The sequence below is a fragment of the Halomonas sp. EF61 genome, from assembly GCF_040147045.1.
In the GTDB taxonomy this organism is placed as follows: Bacteria; Pseudomonadota; Gammaproteobacteria; order Pseudomonadales; family Halomonadaceae; genus Halomonas; species Halomonas litopenaei.
Map to the genome: position 1 here is coordinate 332,886 of NZ_JAMSHM010000002.1, position 15,876 is coordinate 348,761.

Consider the following 15,876-nt stretch of genomic DNA (forward strand, 5'->3'; position numbering starts at 1 on the left):
CAGGCTCGAGGGCGGAGCGGTGTCAAAGATTCGTCGGTCGTAGAGCGACTTCACCTCGCTGTAGTCAAGCGCCCCCATCAGCACGTCGCGGATCTTCTTCTGATTGGCGTCGTTTTCATCGAAGGCAACACCGTAGCTGTTGACCACGGTGATGCGCGGCTGGCCATTCTGGGCGCCAGGGTCCCCCTCCACCTTCAAGCCGGCGCTCTCGCTCGCGTTGATGGCGTCGATCTCGGCGCTGGAAGCCACCTGGGTCAGGTTCAGGTAGAGCCCCCCGGTAACCTGGGGAATCTCGATATCGCCCAGTACCATGCGCGAGGGCGCCTTGTTGAGGATGGTGATGCTGGCGTCGGTGGGCGCCTCGACTTCGCCGCCGCCGCTCAAGTCGTCGGCGTAGACGTAGACCGCCCCCGCCTGGGCCCAGACGTCATCCAGGGTGATGGTCAATTCGTCCACCCGACTGACGATCAGCTGGCCGTTGACCTTCTCGCCGTAGCCTTCATCGACCAGGGCCTGCTCGAGGCGCGCGATCTCGCCCTGGTAGAAGTCGACCAGCCGGGTATTGCCGGAGTTGCGATAGACGTTGTATGCCTCGCGAATGCGTTGAAGCTCGTCGACCAGTCCGCTCTGACCCGGAGTGACGCTCACCGCGAAACCAATATCGTCATGGCCGGATTCAGCCACGATATAGTTGCCACTATTGGCCACCTTGGCCGCTAGCTGGTCCTCGAGGGCTGCCATTTCGGCTTCTTTCTGGGTGCGCTCGGCAGGGGTCAGGCTGGTGCTGTTGAGCGCTTCTGCGAGGGCATTGATGCGCGAATTGAGATCCGCGATGTCTTGCCGCTCCTGCGTTACATCGATCACCCCGAGCACCAGCGTCTTGTGGCGCCCCAGGCCGGTTTCCACCCGGCCGTCGATGATCACGTCGGCATCGGCGTCGGTCTCGACGTCGCCGTCCACCAGTTGAGCGCCGCCGCTGCCGAGGGCGGCGTCGATGGCGCTGCCCACCGCCGACAGCCAGTTGACCCCCTTGGCCCGCGCCTCCATGTCGCTGAAGCCAAAGCGCTCGGTAAACAGCAGGATATCCCGCGCACCGATGACCTCGGCCCCGCTTGCCACCTCGATGCGGTTGGTCTGGTCCATCTTGGCCAGGGCGTTGAGGTCATCGATTGGAATGATGCTGCCGGCGAAGCTGTCGAGCACCGCGCTGACCGCGTAGCGATCACGCTCGCCCTGGGCACTACCACCGGCCACGATATCGATATTTCCAAGCGCGGACACCTTGGCACCACCGCGCACGGTGACCCTGTTGTCCGGAGTCACCACCACCTTGGCGCTGCCCACCCCGACGGTGGCCGCGCCATAGGTATCCATCAGCAGGGTCGCCGCCAGGTCGCCGCCGCCACGGGCCGACATCAGCAGTTCGCCCTGGCTGTCCAGCTCGGCGTTGCTCTTGATCTCGACGCTGGCGGCCAGATTGGTGGTCAGGATGTCCACCGTGATACCGGCGCCGGAGGCCAGGCCGCCGGCGGTCAGGTTGACCTTCTCCTTGAACACCACCTGGTTCTTCGCCGCCAGGCGCAGATCACCGTCACTGGTGTCCAGGTCGGCACCCGCGCCGACCACCACTCGGGTATTCAGATCGAGACGGGCGACGCTGGAGGCGCCGGCGCCGGCCACCGCACCACCGGCCACCCCGCGGATATTGCCATCGTCGGTGCCTGCCAGACGCTGCTTGTCCAGTCGGGTATCGCTGAATACGTCAATCGCCGCAGCCTTGACCAGCGCCTCGTCACCGACCTCGGCCAGGGTATGGGCGGTAATCCAGTAGCGCGACTCGGCGCCGCTGCCGGCGAACACGCCCCCGGAGACACTCATGATGCGGGCGTCGACGTCGAAGCTCTGATCGGCGTGCACGGTCAGCAGGCCGCTGTTGCCGGCAGCCTTCACCAGCAGTAGTTCGGCGGCGCCGATCAGCGCCTCGGTGGTGGCATGCTGGGTGACGTGGGTGGCGGCGCCGGCGCCGGCGGCCACACCGCCACTGCCGGCCAGGGCGTCGAGGGTCGCTTCCAGCTGCCCGTTCGCACGGACGCTGGCGTCTCCGGCAATGATGCCGTTGCCACTGCCGAGGCGTGCGCGACTGACGGTGCGCTGCTCGATGGTAACCTTGGCGGCACCGGCCGCCACCAGCCCGCCGACGATACTGCTGGACTTGCCAGAGAGGCGCGAGATCAGGTCGCTGGTGACGTCCAGCCGCCCGGCGATGGCAAGATTGGTGCTCTCGCGCGGACTGCCGCTGCCGCCCTCCAGGGAGGTGTCGGCGATCTCTGCCACCACCTCGGTGCTGTCCTTGAGCGTCACCAGGGTCGCATCGACGCCCAACAGTGCCCCCCCGGCGGAACCCAGGGCCTCACCGCTCAGGCTGTTGCCGCCCGCCAGGGTATTCAGGGACGCGGCAACGTCCATGGACCCGGCGGTGATGCGGATATCATGGGCCGCGCTGGAGCCAGGCGTGCCGACCCGCGCCAGCACCTTGGCCTTGAGCTCGCCTTCGACCACCGAGACGCCGATGCCGACGCCCGCCGCCACCGAGACCCCCAGGGTCTTGATCTGTACCGCAGGCGTCAGGCTGGCATTGATGCTCAGGGCGTCAGACAACGAGATCCGCGCGCCGTCACCGATCCACGCCTGCACCTCCTGGGACAGGGTCACCAGGGCCACGTTGGCGCTGCCGCCGGCCATCCCGGCGGCCACCGCCACCACCTCCAGCGCGACCCGATCGATACTCGTGGCCGAGACGTTCAGCAAGCCGACGCTCTGGTTCTCGCCCACGCTGGTATGCTCGCCGACCCAGGCCCTCGTCGCACCGCTGATCTCCACGGTGCCCACCGACACGCCTGCGGCCACCAGGCCGATGGCCCCACCTGCAGCCCTCAGTGAATAGTCGCGATCGGCGCTGGCCACAATATCGACGCGATCCGCCGCCTTGATCAGGGTGCCGCCAGCGGCGCTCGTGGCGCCTTCCAGCGAGGCAAGCTGCTGGGTGCGATCCAGCAGGATGGCCACCTGGCCACCCACTGCGATGCTGGGCGCCGCCGAACCGCCATAGGCCCCGATCGACACGTCACCGTCGTAGTCGCTCGCCACCTCGATGGCAGCCGCCGCATCCAGGGTCGAGCCGTGGCCCACCTGGGCGGTCACCGCCCCGTTGAGCTCGACCACCCCCACCGACAGGCCGACACTGGCAACACCGCTGACCGCACCGGAGCCGGTCAGGGTCTGCACCTTGAGGGCTTCGCTGGCCTTGACGCTGACGTCCCCGCCGGCGGTGATTGTCACGCCACGTCCCAGGGTCGCGGCGGTGTCACCTACCTTCATGGCCGACTTGACGTCGAACAGCTTGTCACCCGAGAGACCACCGGTCAGGGTGCTCAGGGTGCTGTTGGTCGAGGTGCGGTTGGCCTGGTTGTGGTTTCCGGCATCGTCGGGACGATCGAAGTCGCCGTCGAACGCCGCCTGCTCGTCGCTGTCCAGCGGCGTATCGGTGCCGGAATCAGAGTCTTCGGCCTCGGCCTTCATGGCGAACTCGCCGCTCTGGAAGCCAGCGAAGGTATCGCTCACCAGGTCTTGCAGGTCCTCGACCCGCTCGAAGCTCTCCTCACTCAGCCCCTTGCCCAGACTGATCACCGAGATGGCGCCACTGAGGCTCAAAGAGCCGGAGCCAGCAAAGGCGATCACCGTGGAGTTGAGGGTACGCGACAGCCTTGCCTCGGCGGTCACATCGCCCCCCGCGATGATCTGCGCACCATCCGCCACACTGACACGGGTCTGCTCGCGCAGCACCATGACGTCCACCGAAGCACCGAAGCCCGCCGCGCCGACGGCGGCAGCGCCGACCCCCTGCAGATAGCCGGCCGGGCCACTGCGCTCATTGACCAGGGTGGTGGTGGATGCCTCGAGCAGCACGTCATTGCCGGCGTTCAGTTCGCTATCGCCGGACACCAGCACCTGCGTCACCGAATCCGCCGTCATCACCGATACCGCGCCGGCCACACCGACCGCACCGCCACCGGCGGTGGCTACGGTGATCCCCAGATCCAGGCGCTGGCTTGCCGACACCGCGATATCATTGCTGGCAGTCACTATTGCCTTGTCCAGCGACACTCGTGCCTCGGGGTTGAGCAACCCCAGCGCCAGCGAGGCGCCAAAGCCGACGGAGCCACCGGCCACCGCACCGACGATAAAGCGGCCGTCCACGTCGTTGTCGGCACGTACCGCCACGTTGGTGCCGGCGACCTCCACGTCCTTGAGATAGGCCAGGGTCTCAAGCGACAGATCGACCACGCTGGCCGATCCCGCTCCGGCGACGCCGTTGAGGCCCACCGCCGCCCCCATCACCGTGGACAGGAAGCTCACGTCGGCGCGGGCCTCCACCGCCACGTCGCCGCCAGCCTTGACCATCAGGCCGTCGCTTTCAGCCGAGTGGTCGAAGCCGTCACCGCTGATGAAGGCCTCGGTCTTGTGCTGGAAAAGAGTGACATCGACACCAGCGGCGCCGGAGCTGCCGCCACTGACCGCCGCCGCGCCACCGCCACTGTCGGCGTCGCCACGATGCAGGGCCCGCACCACCACGTCGGCGGTGCTGTCGATGCGCGCCTTGTCGATGTAGGCGCGGGTCGCGCCGGTGACACCATCCACCACCACATTGGCCGCCAGGGCATTGCCGGCGGCTCCCGCCGCGGTCACCGCCACGCTGGTGAAGGACACCTCGCTGGTGGCCAGCACCACCACACCCTTGTGGCTGTCTGTCGTCCAGCCATTGTTCCAGTCATCGCGCACCGATAAGGCCGCACCGCCGGCGCCGGCGCTGACGCGCGCTCCACCACCGATCCAGGCTTCGGAGGTGCTGCCCAGCAGGTCGACCCCGACACCACCGCCCAGCGCCACCGCACCCACACTGACGGTGCCCAGGGTAATAGTGCTGACGTCCTTGCTGTCGCTGACCACGCTGACGTTGCCGGCGGCATCGACGCTGCCGCCGTCGATGCGCGCGACGCTGGTGTTGTTGATCAACGAGCTGCCGGCGTTGCCGGCACCTGCGCCGAAGGTGCCATAGCTGACACCGGCTATCACGATCAGGTTGGTGGAGCGCGAGCGGGCATCAATGGCGATATCGCCGCCGCTCGAGTCGAGCGTGGCGCCCTGGCTACCGGCCAGGATGCTGTTGTCGATATCCAGGTAGGCCACCGAAAGACCGGCCGCACCACCCTTGACCGCCACGTTGACCTGGGCACTGGCCGCCGAGATCGCGCTGGTGTCGCTGGCGCTTACCGCGATGCCGCCGGCGCCACTCACCTCGGTGGCGCTGTCGCGAATATCAGCAACCACCTCCTTGCGGGTGAAATTGAGCGAGGTGGTACCGCTGAGTGCGGCGAAACCGGCCACGGCACCACCCAGGGAGTAGGCGCTGATGCTCGAGGATGAGACCGCTGAAAGGCTGACCTTGCCGGCGCTGGACGCCACGCTGGCGCCGCCCTTGATCAGCGCGTGGATACGGTTGGCGCTGTCGCTGGTGGGGTCGTCCGGATCACCGCCGATATAGTTGTAGGCCAGGTAACCGGCCAGGGCGAAGGCCCCGGCACCGGACCCCGCCACGGTAAAGGCATTGAGGCCGAGATCATCGCTGGCCGACAGGGCAATGTCTCCCGTCGCCGAGACCGTGGCCTGGTCGATCACCGCCGTGACGCTGCCGCGCAGCCAGTTGAGCGACAGCGCCCCGGCCACCGCCACCTTGCCGGCACCGGCACCGGCCAGCGCGAAGCTCCAGACCTGGTCGCCCTGCCCAGGCGTCGCCGGGCGATTCTCGTCTGAGTCTTCTGGCGGTATCAGGCTGTCATCGACCTTGACCGAAGGCACATCGGTGATCCGAATCAGCTCGGCCTTGACGTCGACGCGCCCACCCGCCGTTACCTCGGTGCTCGCCCCGAGGATGCTCGCGCTCAGCGCCGACGCCATGTCGTTGGTTGCCGAGGCGCCGGCAAGACCGACGGAGCCGGCACCAGCCGCCGCGCCGGCCACGTTGATCATGATCGGCGCCACCGAGGCATGCACGCTGACGTCACCGGCGCTGGCCCTGACCACGGCACCATTGCCAATCGATGCCAGTACATCATTCTGCATGAAGTTGATGCCGATGGAGCCGGCCAGGGCCACCGCCCCGGCGCCCGCACCGCCGGCGGTAATGTTGAGCATGCTGGCTTCGGAACGGGCGTCCACCAGCACGTCGCCACTGGTGGCGGTCACACTGGAGGCATCGATCAAGGCGGCGATCTGGCCCACGCTGTAGCCGTGGTCGCTGCGCTCGCCCTGGAGAATGAAGGCGTCTTCGCTGGCGTCGACATTCTGGTCGCTGGTGTTGTCGACGGTGCGCGAGGGATCGCTGGGGTCGCCTCCCAGATAGTTGAAGGCGATCGCCGCGCCCCCCGCCGCATTGCCGGCACCAGCGGCGCCGAAGGAGAAGTTGACCAGGCCCTTCTTGTCCTGGGCCAGCACGCTGACACTATCGGCGGCGGTGATACTGGCGCCGCCCGAGACTTCGGCCAGCACGCTGGAGCGCAGCCAGTTGAGCCCCACCGCAGCGGAGCCGGCCACGCTGCCGGCGCCCGCACCGGCAATGGTCAGGTTGATCACCCCGGCGGTCCAGTCCATGTTGGACATGTCCCGGGCGGCAATATCCGATGATCCCGTGCTCGGATTGGTCTCGGTGCCCTGGGTCGCCGGGTCCACCTCAAGTCCCAGTGCCGACAATTCCAGCGCGGCGCGACCGCTGCGCTCGGCCAGGCCCGCCCAGACGGCTACGTCACCACCGGCGATCAAGGTGGCCCCCGTCACCCGGGCCACAATGGCGTTGTCGACCTGAACGGTGCCGCTGCTGACCCCGCCGGCCACGGTGCCGGCGCCCGCGGCGCCGATGGCCACGACTACCACCTGGGCACTGTCGGTGGCCTGGACACGAATATCACCGCTACCACTTTCGACCCGACCGCCGTCGATCAGGGCCTCCACCTTGCCCTTGATCAGATTGACGCTGACGGCACCGGCGAGGCCCACCTTGCCGGCCCCGGCACCGCCAAGAGCGACCGAGACCACCAGGCTGCTGGCCTCGGCGTCCACCACCACATCACCGCCGGCCGAGACGGTAGCGTTCTGGATCAGCGCCTGGCTGTCGTTGTCGATCAGGTTGACCGAGACACTGCCGGCCAGGGCCACCTTGCCTGCACCGGCTCCTGCGCCGCTGATCGCCACCAGCTCGGCGCGATCGCGGGTGGCCACCAGCACCTGGCCGACCGTCGAGACGTTGGCGTTGCTGATTGAGCTGCGCAGGGTATTGGCGATCTGGTTGACCGAGACGCTGCCGGAACCAGCGAACTTGGTGCTGGCGCCGACCCCCAGGGTCAGCGATCGCACCAGGCCGGTGTTGGCCGCTACCACCGACACCGCGCCGGCGTTGGCGATGGGACCGCCACTGATCAGGGCCAGCGTTTCATTGGACAGACTGTTGACCGACACCCCGGCACCAAAGCCGGCGGTGCCACCGACACCGACGGCGCCGGCCAGGGTCCAGACGCTGCTGTTGTCCTCGGCGTTGACCGACACGTTCGGCGTCGGTGCAAGGGTATCGGTGCCCTTGGCCAAGAAACTGTCGACCACACGCGCCTGGGTGGCATTGTCGATCAGGTTGACCGCGGCGGTCCCCGCAAGGCCGACCCCCTTGGGTCCGGTACCGATGCCGGCCGAACCGGCCAGGCTAATGATCAGGGAATCGCTGAGCGCCTGAACCGAGAGTCTGCCGATCACCAGCGACTCGCTGGCACTGCCCAGCGCTTCGACGTGGGCGTCGACGTCGTGGCTGATATCGGCGAAGGCCGCCGCCCCGCCGACACCGGCCTTGCCGGCGCCGGCCACCGCACCGGCGATCAGTACCGCGTTGGCGGCGTCACGCGCCACCACGCTGACGTCCCCGAGATCACCGGACTGGATGTTCAACAGCCCCGCATCGACGGTGCGAGCGGAGGTCAGCACACTGGCCGCCCCGGCCACACCAAAGCCCTTGGCGCCCGAAGCGACGGCGACACCGGCGGCAGCGACCACCGTCCAGCCCTCACGCGCCGCGCTGAGTGCCAGACCGCCCGTATCAAAGGAGGTGACGCGATCGATCCGCGCCCGGGTGATGCCGCTGTCGAAGGCCAGGGCGGCGGCCCCGGCCACCGCCACCTGGGTGCCACTGCTGCCCAGCGACAGCGCCGCGCCACCGGCCAGCATGCCAAGATGGCTGCTGTCCTTGGCGGCCACCGACGTCTTGCCGGTGATCTTCAGCGTCTCGATCCCCTGGATCAGGGCTTCGGTACGATAGTCGGCGATATTCACCACCACCGAACCCGAGACACCGAGGCCGAAGCTACCCTTCTGGTCACCGCCGGACGAGGTGGAAGACGTGCCGCCGCTGCCGCCGGAAGACGCCTTGGCGGCACCGCCGAGCTTGCCACTCAACTCCTTGAGCACGCTGTCATAGTTGCTCTGGTTGTTGGGCCACTTGTTGGGGTCGTCCTTGGTGGCGCTGCCCCCAGCCGAACCACCACCAGCGCCCGAGCCGCTGGCGTCACCGGCCGAATCCAGCCCGCTGGTACCGCTGCTGCCCGCCTTGGCTCCGGCCAGGGCGAGGTTGGCTACCACCCCGCCGTTATTGGCCTCGACCAGCAGATCACCTCCTACGGTGATGTTGCCGCTGGCGCTGGCTGGCGTGGTCACACCACCGATCACCGCTCGGGTGTCGCGCTCCATCACCGAGACCACCGCCGACACACCGACGCCAGCGCTTTTGCCGGAGGCGACGCTGCCGCCGATACCAAAGGCGTAGGTGTCGTCGTTGGCGCCGACCCTGAGCGCCGGCCCACTGGCCCCGTCCACCGAGACGGCACCAATGTTCAGCGATACCCCGTCCTGAATCTGCGCCAGGGTGGTGTTGTCGACGATATTGGCCACTGAGGTGGCGTTGAAGGCGACCTTGTCGGCCTTGCCACCGGACACCGCCGCCCCGATCAGCAGGGTGTCGCTGTCGGCGCGCACGTCCAGACTGCTGGCGACCAGCGCCACACCTGTCTCGATGACCGCACGGGTATCCGCGCCGAGCAGATGCACGCCGATGGAAGCACCGATGGCGCTGCCGTCGGACTGGATGCCGGCGAACCCGGACTTGATGGTATCGATATCGCTCTTGAAGGCGTCACGCCAGGCCTCGGCGCTGGCCTCGTCGGCGCCGGCAAAGGTCGGCAAGCTGAGATTGCCGACCAGCGACAGCAGGTGGTTGTCGCTGCGAGCGATGACCTCGACCTGCTGCTCGTCGCTGGGTGTGACGCTGGCCACATCGGTGGCGCCCCCCAGATTGATCCGGGCACCCTCGCGGATGCGGGCCTCGCTGTCCTGATTGACCAGGAAGACATTGGCGGCACCGGCGATGGCCAGCTTGCCCCCCTCGGCGGTGGCCACGGTCCAGCTGTCGAAGCTGCCGCTGATCCCCAGATTGCCGGTAGTGAAGGCGTTGAGCGCCTCGACGAATTCCTCGATACGGGTCTGCAACGGCGAGCTCAGGGCAGTCCAGCGGCTGTCGTCGCTGAAGTCTTCACTGGCGAGATCCACACCGCTGACGTCGGCCCCCTCGAACTGATAGATCAGGCCGGCCTCGCCCCCGCGCTGGTGGTCATCGGCCACCAGCACCTTGTCGCCGTTGGCCAGGTCTGCCGTACCTTCCGCGCTTGCATGGTCGTAGGTGCCATCGAGTTCACCCAGGGCCTTGCCCGCCACATACAGGTGACGCCCCCACAGGCTATCCATATCGACGCTGTTGAGGCTCTCGGCGGTGACGCTGATGGCATCGCCGGCGTCCAGGTCCACCAGGCCCTCGACCACCGCATCGGCATGGTTGTTCTGCAGCGCAAAGACGAAGCCGCCGGCGACACCGACATCGGCTACCTGGCTGTCTTCCTTCTGATCCTTGGCGCTGTCGGTGCCCTGGACCTCGGACTCCGCCGCGGCGTCTCGCAGCTTGCCGATCAGGGTGTTGCCCAGCACCTTGTCGGTGAAGCTCTCTTCCTTTTCCTTCTTGTTGGGGTCGACGCCGGTAGCGGAGCCCTCTGCACTGACCGCCGGGCGGTGGGCGCTGGTGGCGCTGACACTGACCGCGCCGGCCACCTCGATGTCGCTGCGCTGGGAGGCGATGGCGCCCAGTCGCGTCACGCTGGTGCCAAGGCGGGCCTCGGCACGATTGATGTCCACCGAGACCGCCAGGGCGGCGGCCACGTCCAGGGCGTTCTTCTGCTGGCCCTGGGATTCCTTGAAGTGCTCGCCGATGGAGGCAGGCCCGCGGTCGGCGATGCCTTCCTTGATCTTGTCACCGATGACGCCGCTGAGCGCCTCCTGAAAGTTGCCGATCACCGATGTCGGCGACAGGTCCTCGGCGCTGGCCGTGGCCCCGTCGACAAGGCTATCGGGGCCACCACCGGGGGCGGTACCGGCGCTGGCGCTGGTACCGCCGTGGTCTTCGCCCTGGGAGGTCTCGGCGCTCAGTGTCAGATCGCCGCCCACACTGACGTCACCGGCCAGTTGCGCCTCGGTGTTGCTGGTCTCGACGTTGATCGCCAGGGCGATGCCGACCTTGCCCTTGTCAGGGGCGGAACTGGCGGAGGTCTCGTTTTCCTCCACGCTGGTCGCCGCAACCACCAGATCATTGCCTGCACTCAGGCTGGCGTCTTCCCACACCATCACCCGGGAATCGCTGACCAGCACGCTGACCGCCACCGCGCCGGCCACGCCCTTGAGGCCATCCGGTTCAGCAGAGACGCTCTGGGCGGTGCTGACACTGCTGCTCAGGTTGATGTCATTGGCGGCGCTCAGGGTACCGTGGACGTGCACACTTGAGCGGGTGATCAGGGTGCTGACCGACACACCCAGGCCCCAGGCCTTGCTGGCGCCCACCTCGGTACTGATGTCGAGCTCGGAGGCGACGGTGATGTCCCCGCTGGTGGCGGTGATGACCGCGTCGGAGCCGATATCGATGGCGACCTCGGCCACCATCACCGAGACACTGCCAAACAGCGACAGTCCCTGAAGGAAGTCCAGCGCCGTATCGATGCCCTGGTCGAGGAAGGCCACGCCGGTGCGCAGGTTGAACCAGTCGCGATCGGGATCCACCAGACGCGCATCGATGGTTACGTCCCCGCCCTTGAGCGTGGCCTTGTCGATATCCACCGACAGGTCGAACAGGCCCACGTCGACCAGGCCATTGGCAGGCGCCAGCAGGGGTTGAAACAACTGCGCGCCAAGGTGCAACTCGCCGCTACCGGCATCGATCACACTATCGCCACCGATCGTCAGCTCACGCGCCAGGATCGACAGATCGTGTCCCAGCGTCGGATCACTCATGCTCAGATCGACGTTGTCCAGGGTCAAGGCACCGTCGGCACGTAACTCGACACTGCTGGAGAACGTTCTGGTCACGTTGGACAGGGAGGCGTCGCCATCCCAGTAGCCCACCAGGCTGGCGCCCTCACTGACGGTCACGTCGTCGAGCCGGGCGAGGCTCCCCGCCGCCAGTTCCACCTCGACCTGATCGCCAGGCTTGGCGTTCACGATGGTTGTTCCGGTCGCCGCCTCGGCGATATCGATGGCCAAAGCGCCGGTAAAGGCAGTGGCCGTCAGGGTCTTGTCGGCGCCTCCGGTCAGGCTCAGGCGCGCCGCCTCGATCCCGGACAGCGTGGTTGTGGCCGAACCAACGACCAACCCGCCATCGGTCAGCGTCATGGAGTCGCCCGCCGCCGCCAGCAGGCTGTCGGTGCCGGCGCCGCCGTCGACACTGGCGGCGCCGGACACGACGACGATACGGTCATCGCCACGGCTACCGATCAGGGCATCGCTGCCGCCGGCACTGGCGTCCAGCACCACGCCGGCCCCGCTCAAGGCGGTGCTCTGCCATTTGTCGCCACTGACGCCCATGCCGAGTGCATCGGTCAGGATCTTCGCGGTGGCGTCGGCGCTGACGGCGAAGCTCGCGCTTCCCGTGGTGGTGTCGGTGACCACAAGACGCCCGCTGGCACCATCGAAGCTCGCGGTCAGGCCCTCGACACTGCCGAGCAGCACCAGCAGGTCGCCGAGGGTGCGGGCGTCGGCCACATTGAGCGCCCGCGTCACGCCATTCTGCAGGGTGAAGCTCAGGTGCGCGCCGGAGTTCTCGAGTTCGCTACCGGTGACGTAACGCGCCAGGTAGGACTCGTACTCCGCCTGGCTGGCAAAGTCTTCTGCACCGGGAATCGCATCGCCCAGCGCCGAGAGGAAGGTCTCGATCTCGGCGTTGGAGGCGCCGCCAGCGGCCATCAGCGCAGTGACCCGGGTCTGTTCGCCGACCCCGTGCCAGCCGCTGGCATCGAGGGTGTTGGCGCCGGCGTTGCCGACCAGCGTCAGCGCCTCGATATCGCGATAGCTCGACGCGGTCCCGCCATCGATGCTGAAGCTGTCCCCACTCACATTGACGGCGTTCTGGCCATCGGCCAGGACGATTTCCAGACGATCCTGGCCGACGCCGCCGCGGATCTCGTTCTGCCCAGCCCCGGCACGAATGACGTTATCCCCGGCTACCGCCACGAACTGGGTCGTGGCCTCGCCACCGATCATCAGGTCGTTGCCGCTGCCCCCCTGGAGATAGACACTGCCGGCAAAGCCGCTGGCGTCGAGCACGGTGTCGCCAAACTCGGCACGCAGCATGCCGTGCTCGATGCCGGCCAGGCTGTCACGCCCCGCTTCCCGAGCGCGCACCTGGGTCGAGGTCACCGTGGCGCTGGCCCCGGAAGCTCCCAGCGCCAGACCACTGCCGACCAGCGCCTTGGCGAAGGCACCATCGTCGGCCACGGCCATGAAGTCGCCGATAAAGCTGATGCGCCAGCGTACCTGCTGCTCACCAGCAGACTCGAACAGCTCGCGGGCCACCTGCAGGTTGCCTTCGCCCACCGCAGACAGCGCCTCGAGCGCCTGCTGTACCGCCAGGGCGTCGGCGTCCCAGGCCAACGCGTCTGTCTGCTCGCCGGCGAAGTGAAAGACCACCGTCTCGCCGGCGCTGCGCGACCACACCAGCTCGCGCTCCTCGGCGACGTCACCGCGCACCAGGGTGGCGCTGCCGCTGCCGCCGAACAGACGCAAGCTGTGGGAAGTACTGCCCAGCACCGAGTCGCTGCCGCTGCCACCATCGAGGCTGTTGCTGCCGCGATTGCCGAACAGCACGTCGTCGCCGACACCCCCGACCAGGGTGTCGTTGCCACTGCCGCCCAGGAGTACCGCGTCGCCGGCGCCGGCCTTGAGGGTGTTGTCACCGGCGACGCCTTCCAGCTGAACCGAACCGCTGAACGCAGAGGCGTCCAGCATATTGGCAGAAGCACCGCCCACCAGGGTGGCGAGTTCGACGTCGCCCAATACCCAGTTGGTCCAGCCGGTCACGCTCAGCGCGGTATCGGTCAGGGTCATGTCGGCGTCGGCGCTGGCCTCGATGCGGTCGTTGCCGCCACCGGCCTGGACACTGCCGCCCCCGGCGCTGAGCACGAATCGGTCATCCTGCGCGCCGCCGACAAGTTGGCTATTGCTGGCGCCATCCAGGCTCTGGAAGGTCACGCCAGAAAGCGAGTAGCCGCTGGCGTTCAGCGTCTGGCCGGTCCCCGCGGCGGACAGCACCAGTTCCACCGGCTGGCGCTGGAAGCTCAGGCTGCCGTCGCCGGTGGTGACCGTCGCGGTGGCGCCAGCGCTGGTCAGGTTGATGTCCCCGGATGCGCGCTGCACCACATAGGTCAGCTCGGCCTCCTCGGGGGTGAACTCACTGCCCAGCTCGCTCTGTTCGAAGCGATCGCTGCCGCTCACCGACACCAGGGTACTGCGACCGGCGCCGGCCTTCAGAGTATCGTCGCCGCCGCCCCCGACGATCAGGTTGTTGCCATTACCCCCGTCGAGGATAGTGTCGATCTGCGAGGTGACATCACCGATCAGGCGGTCGTCGCCGCCGGTCCCAATGATGTGATTGAAGCCGTCGATACCGACGAAGCCGGTGGCCTTGCCGGTCCCCAGATCGACCTCTACCGAGGTGGAGAAGTCGCTGAAGTCGAGGATCTGGCCGGCCCGACCATCGAGTCGGTCGATGCCGTTGAACGCGATATTGCCAAGCCCCAGACTGCCCTCGTCGTAAAGCGACCAACGCGCCCCGTCCTGGCTGCTCGAGAGCCGGTGCCGAGCGGCATCGTCCGTGGCTGACAGCACGCCGTCGTCGCCCTGGCGATAGGAGGCGGCGTTCACCGTCTCGATGCCCGTGAAGCTGAGCCAGCTATCGTTGCGCGCCGCTGTGGTGGTGCTCGACCAGTCCACGCTGCCCGCCCCATCGGCGCTCACCTGCCACTCGGTGTTGCCCTGGATGCCCTCGATGCGATCATCGCCCTCGCCCCCCGCGAAGGTGATGGTCAGCCCCTGGCTATGCTCGAGTGCCAGGACGTCGTCGCCGTCGCCGCCCTGGAAGCTCACCAGCAGACCATCCGCCTGGCCCAGCAGGCTCTGGTCCACGCGCAGGATGTCCTGGGCGTCGCTGCCCTGGATGACCACGCCGCCACTGGCCTTGGCCTCATCGAGACCGCGTGAGGCCACCACCTGACTGACGCCTTGCTCGTCGAGTTCGACCACCTGCAGCACCTGCTGCTGGTTCTCCTCGACCACCCGCAACGTCATCTCGGCGCCACCGGCCACGCTGGCAGTCAGCGGGTCCGCCGACATCAGCATGCGTGGCTCGAGTCCCTCGAACACGAACCGGGACGGCTCTGCCTGGGCACGACGAGCACGCCTGGGCTGGCGGAGAAGACGAGCGATCAATTCGGACAGAGGCTTGCGCTGGTGGCGACTCATGGGGGGACTCCGGTGGCGAAAAACGTCAAGAGGCGCATCGCGGCGACGATACGCCCCCTGATCTCGGTCGATCAGTGAACGGGAGTGTCCTGTTCGGCGTCGGACGCGACCGCCTCCTCGGCGGGGTCGCCCTTGGCCAGAGCACCCAGCCGCGAACCACCCTGCGCCTGACGGCTCAGTCGATTGAGATTGCGCAGCGACTGCAGGTGGACGTAGAGCAGCTCCAGTTCGTCACTGTCCAGCAGCGCCTTGAGGCTGTCCTCGGGCAGCGCCTTGAGCTTCTGACGGTTGACCGCCTGGAAGCCGGTCAGGGTGCGCTGACCACCTTCCGGCAAGCGAATCTGGGCCTCGACCGACTCGAGCAGGTCGAGCTCGACCAGGCGGGCGCAGAAGGCGCGGGTGCGCTGGAAGTGCGCCTGATAGTCCTGCAGGAAGTCCAGCACCTTGCCCAGGTACTGGGTCTGCTCACCGTCGGCGTCGAAGAAGCGCTCGCCGCGACCGTCACGGTTGAGCCCTTCGTAGTCATCATCGATGCACAGGGTGAAAGTCTTGTCGTTGTCGGCGGAGGCAAACACGAAGGGATAGCGGCGGAAGAAGGCCGGTACGTACTCACCGCGCCACTGGCCTTCACGGTCCACCAGCAGATTCTGGTCCTGCTCGAGTCCCAGCACGGCGACCGGCAGCACCCCGTCGTCGGCCTTGGTGAAGACGATCGGCAGGTCGGTGGCGGCGGTCGGAAATTCGGCCGCCATCAACGGCACCGAGTTCACCCCGCTGGCAAAGCCGAAGTCCTTGCCGACCTTGAGCGACAGCTCGCCATGCTTGTCGCGGGTGATCGGCTGAACGTTGCGATAGATCAGAAGTTGAGTCGCCATGAAAGAGTCCTCTTGTACTTGA

General features: G+C 67.4%; 2 protein-coding genes (1 of these 2 cut by a window edge). Both read right to left on the reverse strand.

Annotation, left to right across the window (positions count from 1 at the left end; genetic code table 11):
• On the reverse strand, positions 1–14,979 hold the 5' end (the start) of the coding sequence (locus NFI08_RS10490; RefSeq protein WP_349589204.1) for an LEPR-XLL domain-containing protein. It extends 15,258 nt beyond the left edge of the window; 14,979 of the gene's 30,237 nt are visible here — the first part of the coding sequence; its start codon is at positions 14,977–14,979; its stop codon lies beyond the left edge, outside the window.
• 71 nt (positions 14,980–15,050) lie between these two features.
• A complete protein-coding gene (locus tag NFI08_RS10495) occupies positions 15,051–15,854 on the reverse strand; it encodes a SapC family protein (protein WP_045994636.1) in 804 nt (267 codons plus the stop codon).
• Between the last annotated feature and the right edge of the window lie 22 nt (positions 15,855–15,876).

What these genes read in the sequence shown, in the direction of transcription:
- NFI08_RS10495 (WP_045994636.1), bottom strand. Translation starts at nt 15,854, where the DNA reads ATGGCGACTCAACTTCTGATCTATCGCAACGTTCAGCCGATCACCCGC.